This is a genomic window from Halostagnicola bangensis, from assembly GCF_054653435.1.
On sequence record NZ_BAAIGG010000002.1, the window covers coordinates 634514 to 659795 of the forward strand.

At 60.0% G+C, this 25282-nt stretch carries 24 protein-coding genes and 4 pseudogenes; 11 read left to right on the forward strand and 17 right to left on the reverse strand.

The genetic code is table 11. The features are described from left to right. Positions 1-9: 9 nt before the first annotated feature. A complete protein-coding gene (locus tag ACYQ14_RS04790) occupies positions 10-204 on the reverse strand; it encodes a DUF8106 domain-containing protein (RefSeq protein WP_459885328.1) in 195 nt (64 codons plus the stop codon). A 457-nt stretch (positions 205-661) separates the two neighbouring features. Here ACYQ14_RS04790 and ACYQ14_RS04795 point away from each other — a divergent pair, with 457 nt between their 5' ends. Next, the gene (locus tag ACYQ14_RS04795) at positions 662-1009 is read left to right on the forward strand and encodes a DUF5658 family protein (RefSeq protein WP_459885331.1); all 348 of its coding nucleotides are present in this window, start codon (positions 662-664) and stop codon (positions 1007-1009) included. A gap of 221 nt (positions 1010-1230) precedes the next feature. Here ACYQ14_RS04795 and ACYQ14_RS04800 read toward each other — a convergent pair whose 3' ends face one another. Beyond that, positions 1231-1869, reverse strand: a complete 639-nt coding sequence (locus ACYQ14_RS04800) for a TlpA family protein disulfide reductase (RefSeq protein WP_459885334.1) — start codon at positions 1867-1869, stop codon at positions 1231-1233. 149 nt (positions 1870-2018) lie between these two features. On the opposite strand from ACYQ14_RS04800, the gene ACYQ14_RS04805 reads away from it, so the two are divergent. Next, positions 2019-2615 carry a class I SAM-dependent methyltransferase gene (locus tag ACYQ14_RS04805; protein WP_459885337.1) on the forward strand — a complete coding sequence of 199 codons (597 nt, stop codon included), beginning with the start codon at positions 2019-2021 and terminating at the stop codon, positions 2613-2615. A gap of 99 nt (positions 2616-2714) precedes the next feature. On the opposite strand, the pseudogene ACYQ14_RS04810 reads toward ACYQ14_RS04805, so the two are convergent. Further along, positions 2715-3233, reverse strand: a pseudogene (locus tag ACYQ14_RS04810) (DUF7409 domain-containing protein); the annotation flags it as partial. A 165-nt stretch (positions 3234-3398) separates the two neighbouring features. On the opposite strand from ACYQ14_RS04810, the gene ACYQ14_RS04815 reads away from it, so the two are divergent. After that, positions 3399-4253 carry a 3-hydroxyacyl-CoA dehydrogenase family protein gene (locus ACYQ14_RS04815; protein ID WP_459885340.1) on the forward strand — a complete coding sequence of 285 codons (855 nt, stop codon included), beginning with the start codon at positions 3399-3401 and terminating at the stop codon, positions 4251-4253. A gap of 111 nt (positions 4254-4364) precedes the next feature. Here the strand turns inward: ACYQ14_RS04815 and ACYQ14_RS04820 are convergent, their stop codons facing one another. Beyond that, entirely contained in the window at positions 4365-5411 is a 1047-nt protein-coding gene (locus tag ACYQ14_RS04820; protein ID WP_459885343.1) for a phytoene/squalene synthase family protein, read from the reverse strand. A gap of 269 nt (positions 5412-5680) precedes the next feature. Here ACYQ14_RS04820 and ACYQ14_RS04825 point away from each other — a divergent pair, with 269 nt between their 5' ends. From ACYQ14_RS04825 to ACYQ14_RS04835, 3 genes and pseudogenes are all read left to right on the forward strand, one after another. Beyond that, entirely contained in the window at positions 5681-6826 is a 1146-nt protein-coding gene (locus tag ACYQ14_RS04825; protein WP_283834309.1) for an acyl-CoA dehydrogenase, read from the forward strand. Positions 6827-6987: 161 nt separating this feature from the next. Continuing rightward, positions 6988-8181 (forward strand): annotated as a pseudogene (locus ACYQ14_RS04830) (PAS domain-containing protein); the annotation flags it as partial. Next, positions 8161-9642 carry a sensor histidine kinase gene (locus tag ACYQ14_RS04835; RefSeq protein ID WP_459889978.1) on the forward strand — a complete coding sequence of 494 codons (1482 nt, stop codon included), beginning with the start codon at positions 8161-8163 and terminating at the stop codon, positions 9640-9642. The pseudogene ACYQ14_RS04830 and the gene ACYQ14_RS04835, both read left to right, overlap by 21 nt. Before the next feature lie 101 nt (positions 9643-9743). Here ACYQ14_RS04835 and ACYQ14_RS04840 read toward each other — a convergent pair whose 3' ends face one another. The 5 genes from ACYQ14_RS04840 to ACYQ14_RS04860 form a co-directional block, all read right to left on the reverse strand. Next, positions 9744-9983, reverse strand: coding sequence for a DUF2061 domain-containing protein (locus ACYQ14_RS04840; RefSeq protein WP_459885346.1), 240 nt, complete (start codon positions 9981-9983; stop codon positions 9744-9746). 257 nt (positions 9984-10240) lie between these two features. Beyond that, positions 10241-10429 (reverse strand): DUF8028 family protein, encoded by a 189-nt coding sequence (locus ACYQ14_RS04845; RefSeq protein ID WP_459885349.1) that lies wholly within the window; start codon positions 10427-10429, stop codon positions 10241-10243. Between the two features lie 4 nt (positions 10430-10433). Then, a complete protein-coding gene (locus tag ACYQ14_RS04850; RefSeq protein ID WP_459885352.1) occupies positions 10434-10631 on the reverse strand; it encodes a DUF7511 domain-containing protein in 198 nt (65 codons plus the stop codon). Positions 10632-10963: 332 nt separating this feature from the next. Next, complete coding sequence (locus ACYQ14_RS04855) at positions 10964-12034, reverse strand: S1C family serine protease (protein WP_459885355.1); 1071 nt, start codon at positions 12032-12034, stop codon at positions 10964-10966. A gap of 218 nt (positions 12035-12252) precedes the next feature. Next, positions 12253-12888 (reverse strand): GNAT family N-acetyltransferase, encoded by a 636-nt coding sequence (locus ACYQ14_RS04860; protein WP_459885358.1) that lies wholly within the window; start codon positions 12886-12888, stop codon positions 12253-12255. A 212-nt stretch (positions 12889-13100) separates the two neighbouring features. On the opposite strand from ACYQ14_RS04860, the gene ACYQ14_RS04865 reads away from it, so the two are divergent. Then, positions 13101-14501 carry a tRNA pseudouridine(54/55) synthase Pus10 gene (locus tag ACYQ14_RS04865; protein ID WP_459885361.1) on the forward strand — a complete coding sequence of 467 codons (1401 nt, stop codon included), beginning with the start codon at positions 13101-13103 and terminating at the stop codon, positions 14499-14501. A gap of 242 nt (positions 14502-14743) precedes the next feature. Then, positions 14744-15439, forward strand: a complete 696-nt coding sequence (gene rnhB / locus ACYQ14_RS04870) for a ribonuclease HII (protein ID WP_459885364.1) — start codon at positions 14744-14746, stop codon at positions 15437-15439. Between the two features lie 59 nt (positions 15440-15498). Here rnhB and ACYQ14_RS04875 read toward each other — a convergent pair whose 3' ends face one another. Then, positions 15499-17145, reverse strand: a complete 1647-nt coding sequence (locus tag ACYQ14_RS04875; protein ID WP_459885367.1) for a preprotein translocase subunit SecD — start codon at positions 17143-17145, stop codon at positions 15499-15501. Beyond that, entirely contained in the window at positions 17142-18020 is an 879-nt protein-coding gene (gene secF / locus ACYQ14_RS04880; RefSeq protein ID WP_459885370.1) for a protein translocase subunit SecF, read from the reverse strand. The genes ACYQ14_RS04875 and secF overlap by 4 nt, the downstream gene beginning before the upstream one ends. A 235-nt stretch (positions 18021-18255) precedes the next feature. Between secF and ACYQ14_RS04885 the strand changes: the two genes are divergently transcribed. Next, entirely contained in the window at positions 18256-18597 is a 342-nt protein-coding gene (locus ACYQ14_RS04885; RefSeq protein WP_459885373.1) for a DUF7968 family protein, read from the forward strand. A gap of 35 nt (positions 18598-18632) precedes the next feature. Here the strand turns inward: ACYQ14_RS04885 and ACYQ14_RS04890 are convergent, their stop codons facing one another. Next, positions 18633-19106 carry a DUF5812 family protein gene (locus ACYQ14_RS04890; protein WP_459885376.1) on the reverse strand — a complete coding sequence of 158 codons (474 nt, stop codon included), beginning with the start codon at positions 19104-19106 and terminating at the stop codon, positions 18633-18635. A gap of 255 nt (positions 19107-19361) precedes the next feature. Between ACYQ14_RS04890 and ACYQ14_RS04895 the strand changes: the two genes are divergently transcribed. Both ACYQ14_RS04895 and ACYQ14_RS04900 read left to right on the forward strand, forming a co-directional pair. Continuing rightward, the gene (locus ACYQ14_RS04895) at positions 19362-20657 is read left to right on the forward strand and encodes a glucose-6-phosphate isomerase (protein ID WP_459885379.1); all 1296 of its coding nucleotides are present in this window, start codon (positions 19362-19364) and stop codon (positions 20655-20657) included. A gap of 141 nt (positions 20658-20798) precedes the next feature. After that, on the forward strand, positions 20799-21914 hold the full coding sequence (locus tag ACYQ14_RS04900) for a CPBP family intramembrane glutamic endopeptidase (protein WP_459885382.1): 1116 nt from the start codon (positions 20799-20801) through the stop codon (positions 21912-21914). A 252-nt stretch (positions 21915-22166) separates the two neighbouring features. Here the strand turns inward: ACYQ14_RS04900 and ACYQ14_RS04905 are convergent, their stop codons facing one another. The 5 genes and pseudogenes from ACYQ14_RS04905 to ACYQ14_RS04925 form a co-directional block, all read right to left on the reverse strand. Further along, positions 22167-22625, reverse strand: coding sequence for an NOB1 family endonuclease (locus ACYQ14_RS04905; protein WP_459885385.1), 459 nt, complete (start codon positions 22623-22625; stop codon positions 22167-22169). Between the two features lie 4 nt (positions 22626-22629). Then, complete coding sequence (locus ACYQ14_RS04910; protein WP_459885388.1) at positions 22630-22875, reverse strand: PRC-barrel domain-containing protein; 246 nt, start codon at positions 22873-22875, stop codon at positions 22630-22632. Between the two features lie 115 nt (positions 22876-22990). Further along, positions 22991-23533, reverse strand: coding sequence for a hypothetical protein (locus ACYQ14_RS04915; RefSeq protein ID WP_459885392.1), 543 nt, complete (start codon positions 23531-23533; stop codon positions 22991-22993). A 466-nt stretch (positions 23534-23999) separates the two neighbouring features. After that, positions 24000-24857, reverse strand: a pseudogene (locus ACYQ14_RS04920) (ISNCY-like element ISHwa15 family transposase); the annotation flags it as partial. After that, positions 24857-25188: pseudogene (locus ACYQ14_RS04925) on the reverse strand (IS6 family transposase); the annotation flags it as partial. The pseudogenes ACYQ14_RS04920 and ACYQ14_RS04925, both read right to left, overlap by 1 nt. Positions 25189-25282: the final 94 nt, after the last annotated feature.

Here is a 25282-nt window from a genome sequence, read left to right on the forward strand (position 1 = left end):
TGCGAGCGATCAGCAGTGAACCGGAACGAACCGGCGGCGGTTCAGGATGGTCGTCGAACAGACCGGACACTCGTAGACGTCTCGAGCGGGCTTTTCGTGAACGATCCAATCTCCCGTTATGGCGCTTTCGTGGCCGCACTCGGGACAGAACAGGATCCCTTTCTTCGGCGGATCCTCGGTCGGCTGTGGAGAGCGATGACTCATAGTGAGTGAACTGAGAACCCCACGGTGAAAACGCTGTCCGCGATGAATTATCCTTACAATTCCGGCGAGTGATGGCCTCTGTGGGCTGGTTACACAGTATCATGCCACACGCCAATTGGTGGGGCGTCTCCGGAAGTGATGTGCCTCTGGACGGGGTCGTTCTCGAGACGTTGGGCGCTCGGTAGCAAAGCGTGCCCAAACAGGCTGACCGAAAGTGTGCACATCGGAGCCCTGTTCAGGAAACGTCTTACTTTCCACAGTAACCACTTGTGTTCGATGGTAAGCCCTGGTTTCCGGTTCGGGGAGTGTGAGTAAGACCTCCCCCTCCGAACGCGGCGTCCTCCTACGGTTCACATAACAATACCCTGTTCGGTGAAACCGACGCGTGCGGGCATCCGCACGCTCCTCGTGGTCGTCACACGTCGACGCGAACCGGTTCGACTCCGGTCGGGAGTCTATGAGCTCCGACGCCGGGTATCCTCGAGTACCACACCTGAACATGCCGCCGGCGGACCTCGAGCGACTGTTGTGGATCATCGTTGGTATTTCGCTCGTGGGAGATATCGTGACGACGTTCGTCGGATTACACCTCGGACTCGCCGAGTCGAATCCGATCGCTCGCGGCGCGATAGAGGGATACGGTCTGGTCGGCATGATCGCGTTGAAGGCGTTCGCAATCGGAATCGGCGTGATATGTCGGCCGTTGCTGACGGCCGAGTATCGACCGATCGTTCCGGCGGGACTCGCACTGCCCTGGCTCGTCGCGGTCGCCAGCAATCTCTACATGATATCGACCGTCGTCTGATAGGGTCGGTTGTAAGTCATTTCCGGAGCAACCGCGAGTCGTCCTGCGGTTGCTCCGGTAAATCGTTACAGCAGACCGTATCAGTCCCTTGGACGATCGGTGGGGCAACCGGATCGAAGCGTCGCTCGAGCAAAACCACCTTTTGAAACGTAACAGAGTCTTTAGAACGCGAGAACCGAAGACGGGCGGGCGAGGACAGTTCGGGCCGAACGGCGGCTACTTCACACAACGTCGCTTCCCGCAACCGATTCGACGGCATCGACGATCGTGCTCGCTCCGATAACCGACGCCCCTTCGTTCAATACTGCCTCGCCGTCTTCGTCGAGGACGAGCGTTACTGGAAACCCCAGAACGTTGTGTTCCCGACGGAAATCTCTGGTCGAGCCGTAGCCGACGTCCCAGGTTCCGTCGTGTTCGTCCCACCACTCTCGGAGTTCGTCCTCATCGAGTGCGTTGTCCAGCGACTGGGTCGTAATCGAGAGAAACCGAACGTCGTCGTCGATCTGCTCTCTGGCTTCGGCGAGCGGGGACATCTGGCGCTTGCAGTAGCCACAGTAGGTGACGAAGAAATTAAGTACCGAGACCTGGCCCTCGACGGGAAGTTCCTGCGTACCGGCCTCGCTCGGCCCGGCATCGATCGTCTGGACTTCGGTCGGTCCGTCGTTCGCATCGTCGCCGGTATCCGATTGTGGCCCGCTCTCGTCTCCGAACGTCGGCGGTCCGTTTCGCAACAGCCCGACGCTTCCGACCAGCGTTCCGACGCTGGCGATCCCGGCGATCGCATCGCGGCGTTTCACGGCCCCACCCCAGCGACCGCCTTTCGCTCGAGCGGCGTACAGCGCATTCGCCAGTTCATACATGGGTGTACGGACCGTGTACAAAAGGATTTAGTGGTTCACTTCTCGAACAGGGTGGGCTGGCACGGACGCCTCGAGGTGACCGGCGAAATCGGATACCGGAAACGCCCGATTCCGGGAGAACAAAGGGAAACGACCTCGAACAATCGATCGTGACGGACGATCGCACCCGATGGAACGAGAAGTACGATGACGACGATTTCGAACTCCCCGATGAGCCGATTCCCCAACTCGCCGCGCGTCTCGATGAACTTCCATCGGGACGCGCACTCGATGTCGCCACCGGGACGGGACGAAACGCCTGCTTTCTCGCGGCAAACGGCTACGACGTCGACGCGATCGACGTCTCCGACAGGGCGCTCGAGATCGCCGAGGAACGTGCCGACGCTCGCGGCATCGACGTCAACTGGATCAGGGCGGATATCTCCGAGTTCGACTTCGAACCCGAGCGCTACGACGTTATCACGGTGAGTTTCTTCGCCGCGCTGGAGGTATTGCCGGCCCTGAAAGGCGCGCTCGCTCCCGGCGGCGTGTTGATCTACGAGCATCATCTCCGGAGTACGGACCCGATCGATATCGGTCCCTCGAGCGATCGGTACCGATACCGATCGAACGACCTTCTTCGGGCGTGTCTCGATCTGACGATACTGTTCTACGAGGAGGAGATTCGCATCGACGATGGCGATCGGTTGGCCGTCGCGACGCTCGTCGGTCGAAACTCGAGCGGCGGGAGTCAGTCGTATCAGTAGCGTCGAATAAAGCGGTATTCGACCAAACAACGGGAATCGCACCGAAGCGAACGGTATTGTCCGTCGCCGCGAACAGGCGGTCGACGGACTCGTAATCAGTCACTCGAGTAACTCTCGAGCGTTGTGTCGCCACATCCTGACGTGGAGGACGTTTACCTCGAGTGCGTTCGCGACGGTGGTGGCGTTGATCGTCGCCAGACGCTCCGCGGAGGTGATGCCGGCGCAGGCCAACAGTTGTGCATCCTCGGGACCGACCCCGGTGACGCGATCCACGGCGGTCGGCCGCGGCCAGGGTCGTTCGGCATCGTCGATTTGCGCCTCGGACTCGGAGGGCGGGGAGACGTTTTCGAACGTCTGCCAGTCTTCGTCGGCGCTCGCGACGACCCACTCGCGTTCGGCCTCGCCGAGGCCGCGGACCTCCGTCGACCGTTTATCGAGATCGCCGTCGGTTTCGAACGACCACGGCAACGAAAACCGGCGTCGGAGCTCCTCCGCGACCGACTCCTCGAGTCCGGTATCGAGCAACATCCGATACGAGTACTCCTTGTTGGAAACGCGACCGGGATCGATGCCGACGGCCTCGAGCGACTCACGCATTCGCTCCTCGATCCGCGAATCGTCCGTTTTCTCGACGACGGAGTCGTTGCTCACGCGGGACACCAGGGTCTATCCGTATCTCTCAGCGTTCCGTCTTGAAAGTTGTCCCCGTCGTTCCCGATTCGGCCAGCGAACGGCCATCGCGACCACCGGTAGGCTTACCCCGATTTCTCGTGACGTTCGAGTATGGTCCGTGAGACAATCGACCGAATCGGTGTCGTCGGCGCGGGAACCATGGGAAGCGGTATCGCACAGGTCGCCGCAACCAACGGCTACGACGTCGTTATGCACGATATCGAATCTGAGTTCGTCGAAAACGGGTTCGAGTCGATCGATGACAGCCTCGAGCGCCTCGACGCGAGAGACGATCTCGAGGAGCGCCCGAAGACGATTCGCGAACGAATCGAGGGGACGACGTCGCTCGCGGAACTGGCCGATTGCGATCTCGTCATCGAAGCCGCACTCGAAGAACTCACCGTCAAGCAGGACATCTTCGCCGATCTCGAGGACGCCTGCGACGCGGCTGTCGTTCTCGCGACGAACACGAGCACGCTCTCGATCACGTCTATCGCCTCGGAGCTCGAGCATCCAGAGCGAGTGATCGGCCTGCACTTCATGAACCCGGTCCCGATCATGGAGGGCGTCGAGGTCGTCGTCGGCGAGAAGACCGACGAGTCGGCGACCGAACTGGCGCACGAAATCGCCGCAGATCTGGGAAAGACGACCTGGGAGTCCGACGACAAACCGGGGTTCGTCACGAATCGAATCCTGATGCCCTGGATCAACGAGGGGATCCGCGCATTCGACGAGGGCGTCGCCTCGAAGGAGGACATCGACGCGGGGATGGAACTCGGCACGAACGTCCCGATGGGGCCGCTGACGCTCGCCGATCACATCGGGCTCGACGTCTGCCTGCACGCAACCGAAACGCTCCACGAGGAGCTCGGCGACCGGTACAAACCGGCGTATCTCCTCAAGCGAAAGGTCAAAGCGGGCGATCTGGGCAAAAAAACGGGCGTCGGATTTTACGAGTACGAATAGTCGATTTGCAGAGGCCCCCCCTCGAAATGAAAACACGGTTAGGTGGATGAACGCGACCGGACGGGTCGTCACACCGCAGTGGTCGGCCAGCACAGTCGGGACGACGTGTGCTTACTTGTGTAGCGGTTTCTCCGCGATTTCGCTCCGGAGGGCGTCAACGCTCGCTCGCGACACGTCGTCTTCGAATGTCTGTAATATCTCGTATACTTCAGCTCGAGAAACCTTGACGTCGCCCTCGCGGACGACATCCTCGGGTCGCTCGCGAAGTTCGCGCATGGTCCCGACCGCGAGCAGGTACGGTATCGCCCACGCCGAGAGCTTGTTTCCGTGGTGTTCGGGGACGACCTCGAGATAGCGTTGGGCGTCGTCGAGGTACGTTTCCGCGCGTCCGGTGACGCGTCGGATAACGTTGGTCACGCCGTTGTGATTACCCTTGGCGGTCACGTCCTCGACGGGAACGTCCTCCTCCTCGAGCCACTCGGCGGGGAGATAGACGTTGTTCTCCTCGCGGTAGTCGGTCTCGACGTCTTTCGCGATGTTGACGAGTTGCAAGAGCAACGCGAACGACCGGGCGTTCGACCGCATCTCCTCGGCGCGGTCCTTGGAGGCACCGCGGGCGACGAGGCCGGTAATAAGGGTACCGACGGTTCCGGCGGCATACCAGCAGTACTCCTCGAGTTCTTCGACGGTCTGTAGACGGAGACCGCCTTCGTCGGCGTACCGGCTCGTAAACATCGCCATCCCGCCGACGAGTTCGCGGACGGGTTCGCGCATGATCTCGCGCGGTTCGTCCTCGAGCGATTCGAACGTTCGAAGCACTCGCGGCGTTTCGGCGACGACCTTCCAGTCGTCGTCGGTCTCCGCAGGAATCCACGGCTCGACATCGTCCATGAAACGGTCGACCGTGAGGTCGTCGTCCGGATCGAGCAATCTATCGTAGGCGTCGAGCAGGTCGGTCTGCGTCTCGGCAGGAATGTGCCCTGCATCCTCTATGGTGTCGGCAATCCGACACAGCAGATAGCCGACACAGATGTGTCCTGCCATGGGTTCCTCGAGCCGATCAATAGTGATCGAAAACGTCCGTGAGACCCCATGAACGGCCTCAAAGCACCACTCGAGGTCGGCGTCAGTAGTAAGTTCGTGCTGGCCCGTGGTCATCTACTTATCACCCTATTCGAGCGCTTTCCGGAAAAACACCGCGGTCCCGGATGTGTCCCCTCCAGAAGGTCAATATTGATTCGAGCGGTCCGAGCGGGTCGGATCCGAACCGGCCGTCGACTGCGATGTTCTACGTAGACGCGACTGCCGTGACTAATGTCGATATTCCGACTGCTCTTGGGCCAGCGTTCGGTCGTCGATAAGCCACTCGAGTAAACGCAAGTCCAGTTACAACAACTGTAAAGGACCGACCGGTCGATATCTCGCATATGGACTTTGCGCTCTCGGCTGAACAACAACAGATCCGTGACATGGTCTCGGAGTTCGTTGACGAGGAGGTCGTCCCCGTCGCGAGCGATATCGACCACGACGACGAATTCCCGCGCGAACTGATCGGAGAAATGGCCGATCTCGGGCTAATGGGAATGCCCTTCCCCGAAGAGTACGGCGGTGCCGGACTCGATTATCACTCCTACGCGATCGGTCTCGAGGAGATCGCTCGCGGCTCCGGTGGGCTGGGAACGATCGTCGCCGCACACATCTCGCTCGCGGGCAACATGATCTACGAGTTCGGCTCGGACCGCCAGAAAGAAGCGTATCTCACGCCGCTGGCCGAGGGACGCGATATCGGCGCGTTCGCCCTGTCGGAAGCCGGTGCGGGAAGCGACGTCCCGTCGATGGAGACGACCGCGCGAAAGGAAGGCGACGAGTACGTCATCGATGGCGGAAAGCTCTGGATTTCGAATGGTTCGGTCGCGGATACGGTAACGCTCTTCGCAAAGACGGACCCGGAAGCGGGGAACAAGGGCATCTCATCGTTCATCGTTCGACCGGAGAGCGACGAGGGGTTCATCGTCGAGGGCACCGAGGAAAAACTCGGCGACAAGGGCTGTCCGACCGCGGAGCTTCGATTCGACGAACTTCGAATCCCGGAGGGTCGCCTCCTCGGCGAGGAGGGTGACGGGTTCGTCCAGGCCTTAAAAACGCTCAACGGAGGTCGGATCACGATCGCGGCCCGAGGCGTCGGCATCGCTCGAGCGGCCCTCGAGGAAGCCGCCGACTACGCGGGCGAGCGCGAACAGTTCGGACAGCCCATCGGCGAATTCCAGTCGATCAAGCACAAGCTGGCCGACATGGATACCAAGATTCAGGCTGCAAAGATGCTCATGCACCGCGCCGCCGACCGAAAGATCCGCGGCGAGGACTTCATCAAGCACTCGGCGCAGGCGAAACTCTACGCGTCGGAAGTCTCCCGCGAGGTCGCAAACGAAGGCATCCAGATCCACGGCGGGTACGGGTATACCAAGGATTTCCCCGCAGAGCGGTTCTACCGGGACGCAAAACTCAACGAAATCTACGAGGGGACGAGCGAAGTGCTCCGGAACACGATCGGAGATCAAATTCTCGACTCGTAGCCCGCCACCACCGTACCTCAGGGCGTTCAACTCGAGTTTTCTAACGGATTCCGGGCGAGTTCCACGGGCCACCCGAGCAGTGATCGTTTACCGACAGGCAACTGTCCCCAAAACCGACAGTCGGGGCACGACTTATACAACTCGCTGGCTTGTTTGGCTCTATGAGTCGACAGGATAGAGCGAGAGGGACGAGGTTCTGGGCCGAGGCCTCCGAATCCGACGCTCTCGAGCGCTATCAGACGCTCGTGAACACGGTCGAAGACGGGATTTATCAAGTCGACCCCGAGGGTCGCTTCGTTGCCGCCAACGATGTCATTTGCGAGATGACCGGCTACGAACGCACGGAGCTCCTCGATTCGTCCGCATCACTCCTTCTCGAAGCCGACGATATCGAACGGATCGAGGGCGAGATTCGAGAACGGCTCGCGACCGGCGAGCAACGAAGCGAAATGTTCGAGTGTACGGCCCGGACTGCGACCGGTGAGACGTTCGTCTGTGAAGTCCAACTGAGTCTCCTTTTCGAAGACGAATCGTTTGCCGGGACCGTCGGGGTCGTTCGCGACATCACCGAGAGAAAGCGGACCGAACGACGACTTCGAAAACGCGAACAGCAACTCGAGCGCGAACGCGATCTCACCGACCGAATCCTCGAGACTAGCCCTGTCGGCATCATGGTCCTCAACGAAAACGCGGAGGTCACGAGGATGAACGACATGGGACGGGAACTGCTGGGGGTCAAAGACGTAGACGCATTTTCTCCGTCGAATCGAGCGACGTACACGGAAGATGGCAGGCGTCTCGCCGACGGCGAACAGCCCCCGATAGAAACGATCAGATCCGGTGAGGCAGTTTCAGATCGACTACTGCGCGTCGAACGGAAAGACGAGGGAAGTCGGTGGTTATCCGTCAGTACATCGCCACTGCTGAACGACGAGGGGGGTGTCGATCGCGTCGTGACGACGGGCGAGGACGTCACCAATCTCAAAGAACGCGAGCGCCGACTCGAGCAGCGCACTGACGAACTCACCACGGAATTAGAGGAAATTTACGGGCGGATCACCGACGGCGTTCTTGCGGTCGATCGGGAGTGGAAGTTCACGTACGTCAACGAGCGCGCCGAAGAAATCCTCGGACTCGACGAAGACCGGTTGCTCGGGACCGAAGTCTGGGAAACCTTTCCGGAAAAGGAGGGAACCACGTTCGAGGAACGCTACCGGGAGGCGTTGTCGACACAGGAACAAGTTTCGTTCGAGGCGTACTATCCTCCGCACGATTCGTGGTACGAGGAACACGTTCACCCCTCCGAAACGGGGTTGTCGGTTTACTTTCAGGATATCACAGATCGAAAAGAAACACAACAGAAGCTCCGCGAGCGCGAGCGCCAGTTCTCAACGCTGATGGATAACGTCCCCGGAATGGTGTATCGCTGTCGAAACGAACGAGGCTGGCCGATGACATTCGTCAGCGACGCCTGCCAGGACCTCTCGGGATACGATCCAAGCGCACTCGAGGACGACAGGGTCCGTTGGGGTGAAGACGTGATGGTCGAGGCGGACCGCGAGAAGCTCTGGACAGGCGTCCAGACCGCCACGAAGGAGCACGGAACGTTCTCCGAAACGTATCGTATCGAGACCGCCGACGGTGAGCGACGCTGGGTCCGCGATTACGGGCGCGCCGTCTTCGACGAGAACGACGAGGAAATCAAAATCGAGGGGATCATCTCCGACGTCACGGACCGAAAACGCCTCGAGAACGAACTCGAGGAGTCGGAGCGTCGATACAGAACGCTGGTCAAGAACTTCCCGCAAGGAGCCGTCGGACTCTTCGACGACGACCTGAATTACACCGCAATCGGCGGGCAACTACTCGACGAACTCGGCGTCTCTCCCGAGGACTGTGTCGGCGCAAGCGTCCGTCGAATCTACCCGAACGATCTGGAGCGAGAGATCGAACCGCAGTTCCGGGCTCCCCTCGAAAACGAGTCTCGTTCGTTCGAACACTCGTCGCGCGATCGGTACCTGTACGCCCGAACGCTTCCGATTCGCGACGCCGAGGACGAAGTCGTCGAGGGAATGGTCGTCGTGCAGGATATCACCGAGCGCAAGGAGTACGAGCGCAAACTCGAGGCGTCGAACGAACGACTCGAGCAATTCGCCTACGCGGCCTCACACGATCTTCAGGAGCCGTTGCGGATGGTCACGAAGTACCTCCAACTGATCGAACGTCGGTACGAGGACGACCTCGGCGAGGACGGCGAGGAGTTCCTCGAATTCGCGGTCGATGGTGCCGAACGCATGAAAGAGATGATCAACGGGCTCCTCGAGTACTCCCGCGTCGAAACCGCTGGGGGTCCACTCGAGCCGATCGACCTCGACGAGGTCTTCGCGGAGACGATGGCGGATATACAGATGAAAGTCGAGGAAACCGACGCCGAAATCACGGTCGAACCGCTTCCGCGTGTCGAGGGAGATACCAGCCAGTTGCGTCAGGTTTTCCAGAACTTACTCGAGAACACGATCGAATACTCCGGTGAGGAACCACCTCGTGTCCACGTGAGCGCGGACCGGACCGGATCAAACTGGACGGTTTCGGTCCGGGACGAGGGGATCGGTATCGACCCAGCGGATCACGAACGGATTTTCGAGGTGTTCAACCGACTTCACACCTACGAGGAGCACGACGGAACCGGCATTGGGCTCGCGCTGTGTAAACGAATCGTCGAGCGCCACGGCGGTGAAATATGGGTCGAGCCCAACTCGGCCGGCGGTTCAACGTTTTCGTTTACGCTTCCAGCGACATCCAGCCGTCCCTCGTGAGTTCACTCGTTCGCGAAGCGAGGCCACAAAGTCGCCGAACGGGGTCGCATTTGGACGCCGAAGGGACTAGTCGAATCGAGATTGAGACGCCCATCTAACGGTCACGCCGGAGCTGAGACGCCCCAGGTAATGTGGTCCCACAGCCGTTCGTAAAGGTAGTAGGTCCCCGTCTTGAGGATGTTCGTCGCGAGCCCGATGTTCACCGCATCACCGACATCACCGACGATCAGCCAGGCCACGGTAATCGTAATGAGGATCATGAACAGTCGATAGCAGAGCGTCTTCGCGATAGCCCGCTTTTGGGCCTGGAGAGCGGATCGGGAAACGATATCCGAAAGCATCGTACGCTCTATGTCATCGTCGGTACCCCTCATAAGTAATCGGATTTAATCACATTTTGATCTTAAGTAACCAAATTAGGTTTCCCCAGCAGAACAAGAAGCCAGCCGGCCAGTGAGTGTGCTCGAGTCAGGCCGAGATTGACAGAAACTGCGAGCAAGAAAGCGTCGGGAGGACGTTCATACTGCCGGCTGTACGTCGTTAAAATTCTCGTCGCCCCGGGGGTGCGAGAATCTTCACAGAGGGACAGCCGGCAGTATCAGTCGTCCCGAGAACCCGCGTAATCGTGTCCGACCCAGAGCGCCAGAACGTTGACGGCGATGAACGCCACGAGCAGGAGCAGTCGTCCCACCGAATCCACACCGGCGATAAAGACGGGGATGTAAAAGAGCGGAAGCAGTGCGCCGACCCAGAACCCGATAGCCGTAATGGAACTTCCGAGGGTCATGGCCTTAGCGCATCGTCTCGAGGGAGACGAATCCGTCGTCGTAAGCGGCAATCCAGTTGGTTAGCAGTTCGACGTCGGTCGCATTGGTCGGAACGATCGCACATTCGTCCGGAGCGCCGTCGTTCTCGATGGTGATATGTTCGAATTTCCTGGTCGACTCGTCGGTTACCTGCGACGGGCGGGTATCGATATCGTTGGTCATAGATGGCGGGCGGCAGGGAACGCGCCTCGCTCGAACACGCGTGCGATTCGGCTATTGTTATCTGTATGCTACTGGGTGCCGTTCGAACAGTAGGCCCCAACAGCGCTCGAATTCGGTCCGTTTAGCCGCCGAAAACCACTGCAATGACTGCTAACGTGTACGGTATACGTACTCGATTCTCGAGATGCCTCGCTTCCGTTCGTTCGGAGTAAGAAGGTATTTCGGTCGGCTCCCCCGGAGTAAAGAAGCATTTCGTTCGACTACCCCGAAGTAAGAAGGTGTCTCGATCAGCTCCTCCTCGAGTCTAGACCGTAGAATCTGCCCTAAAACGACTACCGTGAGCCGAGTGTCACGCTGGATGTCGTCTCTCGGCCGTTCCGCCAGAGACCGATCGCGATCTCGTCACCGGGACTCGTCTCGAGCGCGAGGTGGGTCCCTAATGCGTGGCGGTCGGGGATCGGTTCACCGTCGATTCGGGAAATGACATCGCCGCTCTCGAGAACGCCGCTGGACGGGCTACCGGGCGAAACGCCCGTAACGATGACGCCCGCCACCTCGTCGAGGCCGTTCTCTTCGGCGAACGTTCTGGTCACTGGCGCGTGTCCGATACCGAGAAACGAGTGGTCGTACGCGCCGTCTTCAATCAGCGCCGGAACGACGCGACGACTCAGCGCTGCAGAAATCGCATAGCCGATATTCTCCCCGCCACCGGCGTTGATGACGCCGAGGATCTCGCCGTCGAGATCGGCAAGCGGCCCGCCACTGTTACCTGGATTGACGGCCGCATCGGTCTGGACGACGTTCGAGAACGAGAACTCGCGACCGGGTGCGTCCACCGATCGATTGACGCCGCTGACGATCCCCTGGGAAAGTGACCCTTCGAGTCCGAACGGCGACCCCACTGCGAGCACCTCCTGTCCGACCACGGGGGGTTGCTCGCTCAGGGAGAGCGGGACCGCTCCCTCGGGAACATGGGACACCTCGAGGGCGGCCAGATCGCTGTAGTAGTCGGTGCCGACGACTCTTGCACCCGTCCAGTCGCCGTTGATGTATTGGATCTCGATAGCGTCCGCGCCGGCGACGACGTGCTCGTTGGTGACAATGTATGCGCTCTCACCCTCGAGATCGACGAGAAATCCTGATCCCTGCCCTTGCCCTTCGCTGCCGTCGATCGGACTCTCGACGCCGAAGGCGCGAATCTGTGCCACGGAGTCGATAATCGCGTCGTACACCTGCGTGTAAATCGACTCGTCCGTCGGATCGCCATCGAATTCGAACTCGCTAGAGGAGCTCCCTTCCATCGTCCGCTCCGCCCGAGGCGCGGCACACCCCGCGACTACTCCGGCGAGGCCGCTACCCGCGACGGCGAGAAACTTCCTCCGCCCGACTCGAGTGTCGTCCATGCGTCGGAATGGGAATGGGTACATATGAATCCAGGCAAAACGGCCCCGAGGCAGAGAAGGAAGGCCGAATCGAGCGCAAAGTGAACGTTGGCGGGGACGACAAGCTGAACCGACTGTTAGGAAGTGAGAGGAAAAAAACCTCGCCCTTCAGGGCGGGGATGATTCCGCTGAATTGAGCCGAAATAGCGTTTCGCGTCCAACGATCGGCGACCCGTCGATTAGGACGACCAACTCGCTACGGAAGATGCCTTTTCCCCGCCCGAAATTTGGTCGTACTGGTCCTGCGTAATCGTATAGCGGTGGTGGTCGACGACGGTTCCGTCCGGTCTGACCGTCGCGTTTCGGATGATTCCATCGTACTGTCCTCCGTAGGAGTCGATATACTTCTCCACCGCCTGCCTGGATTTTTCGTTACCGTCTTTGATCGAAACGGCGACGAGATCCAGATCGAGGCGATCGAACGCGAGTTCGATGATCGCCCCCGCCCGCTCGCCGGAGTACTCTCGACCCCAAAACGGTTTTCGAAGCCAAATGAACGGACGGGCCGTTTTCGTTTCCCAGTCGATCCTCATCCCGCCAGCGCCAGCGATTTCTCCGGCTCCTTTCTCGCCAGCTTTTGGACGGATGAGGTACTCGGCTCGCGTTCCAGCCTCCCACTTCGTCTCGAGTTCGTCGATGTGCTCGACCGTCTCTTTGACCGTCTCGTGTGGATCCCACGGGAGGTGTCGGGTCACCTCGTCGATGGACTGTTCGCGGTGTGAGCAGTAGTCGTAGTAGTCAAACGCGTCGACAGTATCGTGACAGAGGCGCTCGAAATGAAGCCGTTCCGTCTCCAGGTGGCTCGGGAAAAACATACAAAAATACAACTACAGTCCAGTAAATAAAAATGTAACTATTTATTAAAATATCAGACGAAGAACACACTCGGTTCAACGAGGGAATGTATACACCACTGAGCGCGGACAGCGGAGGGCTATCGCTGTCACCCGCACCGGCGAGCACAACGGGAGAAACTCGTCCGGACGGAAGGGAAAGCGTGTTATCGCCGGCGACCCGACCCACAGACATGACACCCACGGAAGACGCCCGCAGGTTGCTGGCAACGGGGCCAGTCTGTGACTCCTGTCTCGGGCGTCCGTTCGCCGAACGCAGTTTCGGCCTGACCAACGCCGAGCGGGGACGGTCGCTCCGAACGACGATCGCGCTCGAGGATGATGCCGACTACGAGACCGTCGAACCGATCGACTGCTGGGTCTGTGAAGGCTACTGCGGAAGCTTCGACGCGATCGCCGAAACGATCGTCGACGCGCTCGAGGGAATCGACTTCGCTACCTATCAGGTCGGGAGCCGAGTCCCGCCGCTGATCGAAGAGAACGAGGAACTCTTCCGCGAAGACGCCGGCCTCGAGCCGGACGTGGGCGAGTCGCTCAAGCGGGAGATCAACCGCGAATCGGGTCGGCGCGTCGGTGCCGAAACCGGCGCGGAAGTCGGCTTCGAGCGGCCCGATATCCTCGCCATCGTCGATCTCAGCGGCTTCGATCCGTTCGAGTTGCTCGAGGTCGAGGACGATGGAGATGCGACCGACGATGCGGTGGACGCGACGGCACGAACCCAATCGGTGACGAGCCACGCCGTCGACCTGCAGGTCAACCCCGCGTTCGTCTACGGTCGCTATCGAAAGCTCGAGCGAGATATTCCACAGACTGAGTGGCCCTGCCGAGAGTGTGGCGGGAGTGGAATTCAGCTTGGCGACGACGGTGAGGAGCCCTGCGACTATTGTGGCGGCTCCGGCTACCTGTACGACACGAGCGTCGAGCAGGTCGTCCGCCCCCACGTTGTCGAAGCGATGGACGGCGACGAAGGAACCTTCCACGGCGCGGGTCGCGAGGACGTTGACGCCCGCATGCTCGAGGGCGGCCGTCCGTTCGTCCTCGAGGTGAAAGAGCCCCGTATCCGCGATCCGGACCCCGAAGCGCTCGAGCGCGAGATCAACGAGGCGGCCGAGGGTTCCGTCGAGGTCGACGGGCTCCGTCTCGCGAGCTACGACATGGTCGAACGGGTCAAAGAACACGATGCCAGCAAGCACTACCGAGCCGATGTCGAGTTCGGCGAACCCGTCGAGAAGGCGGCCTTCGAGGCCGCACTCTCCGAACTCGACGGGGCGACCCTCGAGCAGTACACGCCCCAGCGGGTCGACCACCGACGAGCGAACATCACCCGAACGCGGACCGTCTATGAGATCGACGGCGACCTGGTAGAGCCGACGCAGGCGGAGATTCGACTCCACGGCGAAGGAGGACTCTACGTCAAGGAACTCATCAGCAGCGACGACGGGCGAACGGAGCCGAGTCTTGCAGGACTGCTCGGCGTCGACGCCGAAGTCACCGCGCTCGACGTCACGGGCGTCGAAGGCGAGGACGAGCCGTTCGAACTCGAGGAGTTCTTCCGCGACGACCGCTCCGAATAGGTTGTCACACCTCTCATAGTCTTTCTCGCCACCGAATTCCTCGATCACGTCGTCGATTTCCTCAATCACGCCGTCGATCGACATTCGAGGTCCGCAAACGCCTTGAGAGCGTCTCGAGCATCGACGACTGCACTCGTCTTCCCCGCAGACTGGCTCGAGGAGCCAGCCCGATTCGACCGACCACGTAGCCGGCGGAGCCGTGGAAAGCAACGATTTTGATCGTCGCGAGTCCACTGGCCTGCATGTACCAGTTCGGCGTCGACGAAGCCGGCAAGGGGCCGGTGTTCGGTTCGATGTTCGCCGCCACCGTCTGTGTCGAGAATACCGGGCGGTTGCCCGACGGAATCGCCGATTCCAAACGGCTCTCCGTCCGGCGACGCGAGGAACTTGCCATTACCCTCCGCGAGACGGACGGAATCCACGTGGGCGTCGCGGAAATTTCGACGGCGCGGATCGACGACCCCGACACGAACATGAACGGCCTCGCCGTCGCCGCACACGCGAACGCGATCGAAGACGCATTCGGGGAACTCGGCAGTGACGAACTCGAGGACGGGAACCGAGACAACTCTGGAGACGCGACCGTCTCCGGGCTCTGTGACGCCTGCGACACCGACGCGGATCGCTTCGCTCGACGCGTCGGGGAGGCCTGCAGTCTCGAGGCGACCATCGACGCCAGACACGGCGCAGACGACGACTCCGACCTCGTCGGTGCGGCGAGCATCATCGCGAAGGTCGAGCGAGACGCCCACGTGGCGGACCTCGCCGCGGAGTTTGGCGAGATCGGTAGCGGCTATCCGGGCGACTCCACGACTCGAGCCTTCCTCGAGTCCTACGTCGAAGAGACTGGCGAATTGCCACCGTTTGCCCGCGAGTCGTGGTCGACGTGTACGGACGTTCTCGCTGAGGCGAGTCAGACGAGTCTCGACGGGTTTTAAGCGGGCTCGACTACCGAAAACGCGAGTGTCGAGAATCCAAATAAATCGGTTTTCCGCCGTTACTTGTCGGTGAGGAGCCGCCGCAAGATGTCGCCGTAGGCGGGTCGGGTGATCAACACGCCGATCAGCACGCCGAGGATGGTGATGATCGCGAATCCGCGCAGATCTCCCAGGCTGAGCACCGCCAGCGGCGACATCGCGACGATGGTCGTCGCCGCCGCGGCCCCGATGATCCAGAACGCCTTGCGGAACCGCGACTCGAAGACGCGCTGGGAGTTGACGTCGCCTTCGGACATCACCTCGTCGGCGATGATGATCAGATCGTCCACCCCCGTTCCGACGACCGCGATGAACCCGGCGACGTGCGAGAGGTCGAGAGGCATTCGTATCAGCGCCGCAAAGCCGAGCAGGATGAAGACCTCCGCGAGCGCCGTGAGGATCATGGGTGCCGCGACTCGAGGGTCGCGGTACCTGACGTAGACCATGCCGCTGACGGTGACGATCGAGAGCAGTCCGATCAGTAGCGAGTAGGTCTTGAACTGGTCGGCCAGCGCGGGCTGGAGCGAGTAGACGTCGCCCTCGTTCAGGTCGAGTGGGGCACGGAGTTCACCGGCCTGCAGGTTGACGGAGAGTGCCTGCGCTTCCGAGTACTCCTGTGCGCCCATGTAGAACGACGGGCTGGTCTCCCAGTCGCCGCTTCCCATCTGGGAGCCCAACGTATCGCTCATCGAGTGGGCGGCGACCGGCTCGCCGTCGACGACCGTGAGCAGGCAGTGTTGCTCGACGTCGTCGTCGAAGTGCATCTGACCGGTCTGTGGGTCGGACACCTGACAGTTACTCCACCCGTTCGGTTCACCGTAGCCCATGTCGTTCATGTCCTCCTGGAACCCCGGTGCGCTGTTGCTCTCGACCTGGACCGGAACCTCGTAGCCCGTTCCCTCGTCCTGCGTTGGCGGGTCGACATCTGCGATATCGTCCGCGCCAGTGAGCACCGTTTCGTTGGTCTGCGTGCCGTCTTCACCCGGGTGGTACGCGACGACTTCGACGATACCCCGGTCCTCGAGGATCTCCCGAAGTTCATCTTCACCCATCTCGGGGACTTCGGTGACGACGTAGTGCTGGTCGCCCATCGCCGCCTCGGTGACCTGTCCGCCCGAAAGCCCGGCTTCGTTGATGCGCAGATCGATCGTCGTGATTATGTCGTCGCGAGTCTCCTGCGTGACGCCCTCACGGATGTCGTCCTCGTCGACCTCGACACCGGCGTCCTGAAGCGCGCTGACGAACGCTTCTTCGGTCACGTCCTCGACGAACAGTTCGGCGCTGACGGTGCCGTCGTCGTGGACTTCGACGTTCGCGTCGCCGATCTCGATGTCCAGATCCTCGTCGTCGTAAAGTACCTCTTCTATTTCGCCGATCCGCTCGTCATCGACCTCGCCGGTCTCGTCGTCGACGATCCCAGCGTCGATGTTCTCGGCGGTCATTCCGATGACGGGGGCGCTAATCCGGGTCCCGCCCTCGAGACCGAGTCCGTACTCGATGTTCAGCGGATCGTCGGTCCAAGATTGCTCGTCCTCGGCTCCGCCGCCGTAGCCGTCGTCGTCGTCCATGACGCCGCCGGGGACGAACAGTGCGATCAGCGCGCCGAGGACGAAGACGACGAGCATGATGACTCGCCAGTTTTCTCTGAAGAAGCTGACCGGCTTCATCGGTTCACTCCCTCGAATTTGTACCAGCGAAGCAGGCTGAGATTCAACATGTACGTGTTCATCAGGTCGGCCGCGAGGCCGATGAACAGGATGGTTCCGATCGATGCGAGGAGGTCGACCCCCATGATCGTCGCCGCGATGGCCATCACAAGCATGGCCATCATCGAGGTTACCGTCATCGTCACACCGGTCCTAATCGCCCGGTGAGTACTTTCATAGAAGTCACCGCCGCGGCGAAGGACATGATTGTTCAACAGGATGTCCGAGTCGACCGAATACCCGATCAACATCAACAGTCCGGCGACGGTCCCGAGCGTAAGCGGAATGTTGGCCAGATTCATGAACGCGAGCGGGATCACAAGATCCGAGAACGCAGAGAGGACGATCGCGATCGAGGGAACGAACGTCCGAAAGAGCAAGAATGCGATCACGCTCATGCCGACAAACGCCGCTACGACGCCGAGTAACGCGGTTTGCTGGGCCTCTTCACCGAAGCTCGCCGACGTCGAGGAGACCTCCTGAACGACTTCGTCGTTTCCATCCGCGGGTGCCAGGTTCTGCTCGGCCTGATCGGTGAGCGCTTGCTGATCTTCGGACGTAAACTGGACGATGTACTGGTCCGTCGCCCCCGTCGTCTGGATCGATTCCGGTTCCTCCTCGAACGCCGCCTCGACCGCCGATTCTGAATCACTTGTCTCGACGGTCAGTTCCGTCCCTCCGGCGAAATCCATTCCAAGTTCGACGGGTGTTCCATACACCACGTATCCGCCACTCAGAATCAACAACGCGACCGCCAGAAGGGCGAGCGGAACCGCCGCGAGTTGGCGGTTACTGTACCGGGTATACTCAATCTCCGGTACGTCGAAATACCCCATATACCAGCCACGTGGGCGTCACCGAAAGTAAGCCTTCGCAATTCCTGAAGTCCAGTTTCTCGTGGTGAAAGTGACCGTGATCGCCCGGTACAAACGCAGCCGAAGCCGATTCTCGAGAGACTGCTCGTCTCCGTTAAGACAACCATAGACGGCCAACCGACCAGCGGCGAATGCGCTGAGCACACACGTCGACCTCGACAGCAACGTTTTGCAACTGGACGACCTACGCGAACACATGGTAAACGAATCACGGTCGGAACCGCGGGAAGAAGCGACGCGCGTCGTCGTTTCCTACCCCGAGGATCTTTCGAAGTGGGGCCGATTCCAGGTCGAAAAGCCCTCGTTCCGAGCGTTTCTCCGCAAAACTCGCGACACGGCTCGAGCGGGCGACACCTGGGAGGAGTTCGTCGGCGTCGGCTGCTGTGGAAACACGCTTGACGTCCCCCTCCGCGTCGAACGAACCGACGGCGGCGACAGAATTGGCGAGGAAACCGAATTCGAGTACGAGGTGCGCGAAGCGTGCGGAATCGAGGGGAGTTGGCGCGTCCAGAGCAAGGAAGGGCCTTCTCGAGCGTAGGCCACCTCGAGAACAATTCCTCTAGCGCAAGTCGCTCAATCCGGCAAGTATCGAACGCTGAGGACGCCTTCGTCCCCGTCGCGCCGGACTTCGACGCGAACGGCCTCGAGTCGGGCCGCCCGAGCCACCGTCTCTGCGTCCTCGAGTACGTCCTCGGCCGCTTCCTCGAGGTCTTCCTCGGGAAGTGAGAGCACGTGAATCTCGCCGGTTCCCGCTCGTTCCTCGCGGACGACCTCGCCCGGTTGGGCGTCGGCCGCCAGCTCTCGCTCGTGGGTCGTCGGACTGAGATCGCTATCGACGAGGTCGATCGTGCGCCGCTGTTCGACATCGACGACCTCCCAGGCCACCTCGAGGGGCGGTTCGGGTGCGACCGTCGCCTCGAGCACGTCGTCGACCTCGAGGCCGGGGTTCGACGCCAGGGTGTGGACCTGGGCCGTCTCGATATCTCTGACGACCGCCGACTCTGCCTCCGCATGGGTGACGACGAACGTCGCCGTCTTCTCGCTCATACGCAAAGATCGCGGTCGAAGGGTTTCCCGGTTTCGTTCCCCGTTAGTCGACGTGCTCGTAGACAATGCGGTCCAGCCAGCAAGAAGGTGAAAGCCCCTTTCAGTCCCACCCGGCGGTGGTTAGTGGGGTGTGCTGATTCGCGTGGACAGTTCAGGAGGCAACCTCGGGGTTATCTGCTTGCGACTGATCGGATGACGGATCACGGATGATCGAATGACGGAACGCCTTTACGCGCGGCCCTCGCGCTCTCGCGCATGGACGTCGATATCGGGAACGCGCTCGCATCGGTCGCCTCGCCGGGAATCTCTCGAGACGCGCTTGAGCGCCTCGACGATCGCGTCGGGCAGGCCCACGAACGCATCGAAACGGGCAGGAAAAACCACGAACACGGATACGCGGCGTTGAATCTGCCGGAGCGAACTGACCCTGCCGAGATTCGGCGCGCGGTCGAACCCGTCGCCGACGCCGAGGCGCTGATCACGATCGGCATCGGGGGAAGCGCGCTGGGTGCGGCGACGCTCACCAACGCGCTCGAGTCCGACACGGAGACGGTCTTTCTCGACAACGTCGACCCGACGTGGGTGACGAACCGACTCGAGGCGCTCCCGCTCTCCGAGACCGCGATCAACGTCGTCTCGAAGTCCGGAACGACGGCGGAGACGTTAGCGAACTTCCTCGTCGTTCGGGAGGCTTTCGAAGACGCGGGCGTCGACTGGACCGAGCGCACGATCGTGACGACCGGCGATTCCGGTCCCCTCTCCGATCTCGCCGAGCGCCACAATCTCCCGAAGCTGAAGGTTCCCGACGGCGTCCCCGGTCGGTTCTCCGCGCTCTCGCCCGTCGGGATGGTCGCCGCCGCGGTCTGTGGTCACGACCTCGAGGCGCTTCTCGAGGGCGCTCAAGCCGAATCCGAGACGCTCTCGGGATCGCTATTCGAGTGTCCCGCCTACGCCTACGGGGCGACGTCGTACGCGCTCGACGTTCGCGGGGCTGGAATCAACGCGATGGTTCCGTACGCGGAGTCCCTCGAGACCTACGCCGAGTGGTTCGCACAGCTGTGGGCCGAAAGCCTCGGGAAGGACGACCTCGGACAGACGCCCGTTCGAGCGCTCGGCGTCACCGACCAGCACTCCCAGCTCCAGTTGTACCGTGCGGGGCCGCGGGACAAACTCGTCACGTTCGTCACGCCTCAAGCGCGCGCCGATCGACAGATCCCCTCGACAGCGGTCGACGAACTCGCCTATCTCGGCGATTCCACCCTCGGCGAACTGCTCGAGGCGGAGTTCGAGGCGACTGAGGCGAGCCTCGCCGCGGCCGGTCGGCCGAACGTCCGAATCGAACTCGAGTCGGTCGACGAGCGCGAACTCGGCGGACTGCTGTACGGGATGGAAGCCTCCTGCGTGCTCGCCGGCGAGCTGTACAACATAAATGCCTTCAATCAGCCGGCCGTCGAATGGGCGAAAAACGCGACCCGCGGCCTCCTCGGGGGCGGCGAGTTCGAGGAAGCCGACGCCGTCGCCGAAAAGACGACGCTCCGCGTCGAACGGTAGCCCGACTCCCGTTCGCTGACCGAGTGGTTTTCTCCGCTCGAGTGCCCTCCTCGAAACGTTCGACGGTCGATTCCCCAGCCGGAAGGCGGAGCCGACGGTCGAATGCGGTGTTCCTATGTATACTCGCCAAATAATCCGGGTATGAGCCGGACAGCGCAGGCTGATGACGGCGGGAGCAACGCTGGTGCCGACGGCGTCCCCGCCGTCGGAACGATCGTCGCCACCCTCGCGATGGTGTGTCTGCTGGTCCCGATCCGTCAGGGCGTCGATGAGCCGGCGGTCTGGGCGGGTGCCGTCTTCGCCGTCCTTTCCGTCGGTGGATTTCTCGCGCGACGCCACGATATTCTCGAGCGGCGCGTCGGCGGCCCCATCACGATCGGTTCCAGCGCTCTCGTCCTCGTTTGCTCGGCGGGTGCGATCATGCTTGGGACATCGGGGTCGGTTATCCTGCCGGAACTGGGCTGGTCGATCTCGCTCGTCTTCGGCTCGTTCCTTACTGGAGCTACCGCACTCGCCGTCGCAGTTGCGGACTACGCTGGCATCTCCGCATCGGGGATGAGCCGACGAACCGCGCGCTTTCTCGAGATGGGGGCCCTCGGGTTCGTCGCCCTCCTCGCGATCGAAATCGTGTTGCTCTTCGTCGCACTGCCGGTGCTCGCAGTGGTCGGCGAACTGACCGAACTCCAGGCGCAGGCGATCAGCTACGTCTCGTTCGGTCTCGGGCTCGGAACGGTCGCCGCCGGCTACCTCGCGCTCCGAGGCTACGACCTGTCATACATCGATATCGAGGTACCGACGCTCCGAACCGTTGGGTGGACGATCCTCGGATTGATACTCATCTTCGGCGCGAACATCGCGGTCTCGGTTCTGATGACCGGCGCTGGCGTCGACTCCGCCGAGCACAGCACGTCGGCGGCCGTCGAGCAAAACGTCGAACTCGTGCTGGTCATCATCCCGGCGATGGTGTTGATCGTCGGCCCGCTCGAGGAACTGCTGTACCGGAACGTCATCCAGAAACGGTTGTACGACACGTTCTCCCGGTACGGAGCCGTCATCGTCGCGAGCGTCGTCTTTACGGCCGTGCACGTCGGCGCGTACGCGACCGCAGGCGCGGGAGAAGTCCTCGCGAGTCTGGCCGGCGTGTTCGCGCTCTCGTTGGTCCTCGGGACGATCTACGAGCGCACGGATAACCTGGTCGTCCCTGCGCTCGTCCACGGCAGTTACAACGCGTTGCTGTTCGTCCCGTTCTTGCTGTAGTGAGTTGCCGTTCGTCCGTTCTTGCTGTGATAAATCGCCGTTCTCCGCTCTTGTACATCACACCGTTTTGTGCAGTTGGAAGCGTTCGTTCCACCGTCGACTGTCCCGAGTGTGCTGTCCGTGGTTTCGCTCAACAGTCAGTCCGTCGGCTCCTCGAGGTCACGTCCTCGGACTCGCGAACAATCTACCGCGTCGAACGTTTGTTCCTGCTCTGGTTCAGAACAAGTAGCGTTGTCAGATCAGTCTCGTCGCTTAGCTCGGATTTTTCCGCGCGAGTCCGGAGCCACAGATCGGACAGCGGTCTTTCTCGTCGTCGAACTCCCGACCGCAGCCCTGACACTGGAAGAGCCAATCGCGCTGTTCTTCGATCCCCTCTCGAGCGATGACTTCGACGTCGACGTGTAACTTCTCCGCGACGTTTTGCATCGCGTAGTCGTCGGTGACGAGCACGCCGTCGAGTTCGAAACTCGCCGCGACGAGCCGAATATCAGTCTTCGAGAGCGTCTCGAAGTCGCCCGACTCTCGAGCGGCGCGTTCGACTTTTTCGGTGGTGTCCTCGTTCGGAATGTGGATGTGCATTCCGGAGCCTTCCATCGCGTCGTAGCGATAGGCGCTCTCGTCCTCGAGTTCTTCGCGGACGAGCGGGATAGTTGCAGACTGTTCTGTTGTGTGAAAGTCGTGGATAAAAGCCGAGGAGTCGAGAATATACATACCGTTAGCGCTTGACGACGATGTAGTCTTTCACAGCCTGAACGCGGCTGACTGGCACGAGAAACCGGCCGGTGTCATCGCGGTCGAAATCGACCGCGTGGCTCGGTATCTCCTCATCTGGGTCGATAACGAGGTCGTGAAGTTTGCCTGATTTAATATCCATCGTGACGTTGTAGAGCATTCCCAGTTCAACTCCGTCGGAACCCATGACGGACTTGCCCGAGAGGTTTTCGGCGAGTATGTCGGCCATAGGTACCCTTACCTACTTATGTGTAATAAATACAGGTGATGGGAGTTTGTTTCTCCCGGTTTAGTTTGGAATATTATGGGTGGTTATATGACTACTCACTCAAATATATTCACAATCATACGATATAATCAGCAGCTTCTATAATTAGGTCGGAACCAGTGTAACAATCCCAACCTAATGTCCAAATACAAATTTCAGCCTCGCGCGAAATACCTTCAGAAGTCACTGTCCAGGTGATGGTATAATCAATAAACCCTGCGTCAAACTGAGTCATTGTGACTTCAGCTCCTTCTTCTGCATCAAGGGTAACTGAATGGAAATCGTTACCGAATGTAGTCACTGTAATTTCGAACTCACCGTCTCCGAAGAGAATTCGCCCACCGACTACCCGCCAGATGTCGCCTTCCCAAACCTTCTCTTCTTGGCTATGAATTGTGATTTCATCCACGTTCTCGCGTTCAAGCTCCGATTTTACCTTCTCTTCAAGTTCTTCTTCCGATGATATCTCATCCGGATCTATATCAACTTTATCAATGCTTTCTGATTGATCGAGTCCGGTCACTGGTCCCACATTAGGATTGTTTTTACCAACTTTTCTTTGGTTATTATTGTCTGCATCATTTGCACTGACCGAGCTAGTGAGTCCGACACTAGCCATAGCACCAGCAGTACTCAGCGACCGCAGAACTTTTCGTCGGGGCTTGGAATGGCTTGTATTATGATTTTTTTTATTTTATCTCACTTGATTTCTGCTTCCGATATAGACTTACACGGCAGGTAATATAAAACTTCACATCAGTAATAACTAAAGGTACTGCCAGATGGATCCCACTAGTTCGAGTGCTTTAAATAGCGTCTGATCCTCCAGTACTTGATGGCTGCGATGGTGGTTGTATAGGCGGTATAGGGAGTTAGGCCAACACTCTAGTCAGGTGTTCGGAATGTGCATGAGCGAGAGATGTACATCGGTTAACTACAGCGGTAGCAGAGAAGAAAGATTGGTGATGGCTGTTCAACTCACTATCCGAAGACATCCACTCTTTATTCTGCTATAACTCATGCGAAAATAGAGCGGTTGAGCGGAGATATCTCTCAGGAATCGGCGTTCCGCCGCCGCGGAACGCCTACGTCACGGGCACCTCCTTGCTGAAATTCAGTGAACGTCCGCGCAGGCACGCGTGGCTTCAGCCGCTGATCAATGTCGAGGCTGACTTGCACCAGAAGGTCAACGAGCAACCACATATCGTAGAGAAGCACGGCGTATCCGAAGTAGAACACACGCACGGCGGTGTTCCGCGATGTGGTCTACGCAAGGAAATCCCTGATCAACTTGTAGCTGTTCTCTATACCCCACCTATGGGCGTACCCGCCGCGTGATGCGGCGGTACGTCCACGAGCCTTCTTTGCCACGTCACTCACCGATAGGTTTGTCACGAACGTCACCGTCGCACCCTCGTTGCGGTCCGAGGAAACCCCGACAAGCCTCGGGGTAACCGTCACTTTGCTACCTGCGACGGTCCCTTCTATCTCGTGGTTCTGCTTCACCCCGACGTCGTGGTCCATGCCCCGCATAAACCGTTTGACCGGATTATCCGACGATTTCCGGATGGGATAGGAGAGCCCGCCTCTTCGACGGCGTGCATCACGCCGACGCGGTTGAATTCGGCGTCGGTATAGACCGTCCCAACCAAGACATTCTCACCCTCGATCTCGAGGAGTTGCTCAACGAGAACTCTCCGAGGGATGTAGCCGCGTAGCGGCCGCATCCCGAGTGTAAACTTCACCTCTTGGCCGACGATCGACACAGTCGCCATCTTGTAACACCACGAGTAGGATTTGCTCGGCGGAGCGCCTGTACTCATCTGGAACTCGTCGCGATCACCATAATAGGCGATATAGGTAATGTCGATCGCTGCATCGACATGGCGATCGATCGAGTAGTATTACTCAGCGGCCCACACCATCGATCCAATCGCTCCGTTTTTGAGTCAATATCGATCGTTGCGTACAACCATACCGTCCGTTCTTCCCCGAGCTGAACCTGTTTCTGGTCGACAGCGACTCGATCAGGGTCGGCAGTGGATTCTCGATCGTATTACTTGGCGTAGGATTGGTACCAGTGCTGGATAGTTATCGGGTTCGGCTGATGCCGAACCACTCGCAGAGATCACAACACTCAGCTAAGGAGGCCGCTGCAGCATGTCCAGCGCACGCCTGCCTGATCAGCCAAGGTGGCATGCACGTCCGATCACTATTCAGAAATAGCACATATAAAACAATTACTATTTCGACCTGGAATTCTTTGAACGGCATCCTACTTCCCTCGAAGAACTCCGTTCAGTTCACCCTCTATCTAGCAGTTCCTAACTAAACAAAATCTCTCTTAGATGCCATCTATAGCAATTAC

What these genes read in the sequence shown, in the direction of transcription:
- ACYQ14_RS04795 (WP_459885331.1), top strand. Translation starts at nt 662, where the DNA reads ATGAGCTCCGACGCCGGGTATCCTCGAGTACCACACCTGAACATGCCG.
- ACYQ14_RS04825 (WP_283834309.1), top strand. Translation starts at nt 5,681, where the DNA reads ATGGACTTTGCGCTCTCGGCTGAACAACAACAGATCCGTGACATGGTC.
- ACYQ14_RS04875 (WP_459885367.1), bottom strand. Translation starts at nt 17,145, where the DNA reads ATGAAGCCGGTCAGCTTCTTCAGAGAAAACTGGCGAGTCATCATGCTC.
- ACYQ14_RS04915 (WP_459885392.1), bottom strand. Translation starts at nt 23,533, where the DNA reads ATGGCTAGTGTCGGACTCACTAGCTCGGTCAGTGCAAATGATGCAGAC.
- ACYQ14_RS04850 (WP_459885352.1), bottom strand. Translation starts at nt 10,631, where the DNA reads ATGACCAACGATATCGATACCCGCCCGTCGCAGGTAACCGACGAGTCG.
- ACYQ14_RS04790 (WP_459885328.1), bottom strand. Translation starts at nt 204, where the DNA reads ATGAGTCATCGCTCTCCACAGCCGACCGAGGATCCGCCGAAGAAAGGG.
- ACYQ14_RS04905 (WP_459885385.1), bottom strand. Translation starts at nt 22,625, where the DNA reads ATGTATATTCTCGACTCCTCGGCTTTTATCCACGACTTTCACACAACA.
- ACYQ14_RS04800 (WP_459885334.1), bottom strand. Translation starts at nt 1,869, where the DNA reads ATGTATGAACTGGCGAATGCGCTGTACGCCGCTCGAGCGAAAGGCGGT.
- ACYQ14_RS04855 (WP_459885355.1), bottom strand. Translation starts at nt 12,034, where the DNA reads ATGGACGACACTCGAGTCGGGCGGAGGAAGTTTCTCGCCGTCGCGGGT.
- ACYQ14_RS04815 (WP_459885340.1), top strand. Translation starts at nt 3,399, where the DNA reads ATGGTCCGTGAGACAATCGACCGAATCGGTGTCGTCGGCGCGGGAACC.
- ACYQ14_RS04840 (WP_459885346.1), bottom strand. Translation starts at nt 9,983, where the DNA reads ATGCTTTCGGATATCGTTTCCCGATCCGCTCTCCAGGCCCAAAAGCGG.
- secF (WP_459885370.1), bottom strand. Translation starts at nt 18,020, where the DNA reads ATGGGGTATTTCGACGTACCGGAGATTGAGTATACCCGGTACAGTAAC.
- ACYQ14_RS04845 (WP_459885349.1), bottom strand. Translation starts at nt 10,429, where the DNA reads ATGACCCTCGGAAGTTCCATTACGGCTATCGGGTTCTGGGTCGGCGCA.
- ACYQ14_RS04820 (WP_459885343.1), bottom strand. Translation starts at nt 5,411, where the DNA reads ATGACCACGGGCCAGCACGAACTTACTACTGACGCCGACCTCGAGTGG.
- ACYQ14_RS04885 (WP_459885373.1), top strand. Translation starts at nt 18,256, where the DNA reads ATGGTAAACGAATCACGGTCGGAACCGCGGGAAGAAGCGACGCGCGTC.
- ACYQ14_RS04895 (WP_459885379.1), top strand. Translation starts at nt 19,362, where the DNA reads ATGGACGTCGATATCGGGAACGCGCTCGCATCGGTCGCCTCGCCGGGA.
- ACYQ14_RS04900 (WP_459885382.1), top strand. Translation starts at nt 20,799, where the DNA reads ATGAGCCGGACAGCGCAGGCTGATGACGGCGGGAGCAACGCTGGTGCC.
- ACYQ14_RS04860 (WP_459885358.1), bottom strand. Translation starts at nt 12,888, where the DNA reads ATGTTTTTCCCGAGCCACCTGGAGACGGAACGGCTTCATTTCGAGCGC.
- rnhB (WP_459885364.1), top strand. Translation starts at nt 14,744, where the DNA reads ATGTACCAGTTCGGCGTCGACGAAGCCGGCAAGGGGCCGGTGTTCGGT.
- ACYQ14_RS04865 (WP_459885361.1), top strand. Translation starts at nt 13,101, where the DNA reads ATGACACCCACGGAAGACGCCCGCAGGTTGCTGGCAACGGGGCCAGTC.
- ACYQ14_RS04890 (WP_459885376.1), bottom strand. Translation starts at nt 19,106, where the DNA reads ATGAGCGAGAAGACGGCGACGTTCGTCGTCACCCATGCGGAGGCAGAG.
- ACYQ14_RS04910 (WP_459885388.1), bottom strand. Translation starts at nt 22,875, where the DNA reads ATGGCCGACATACTCGCCGAAAACCTCTCGGGCAAGTCCGTCATGGGT.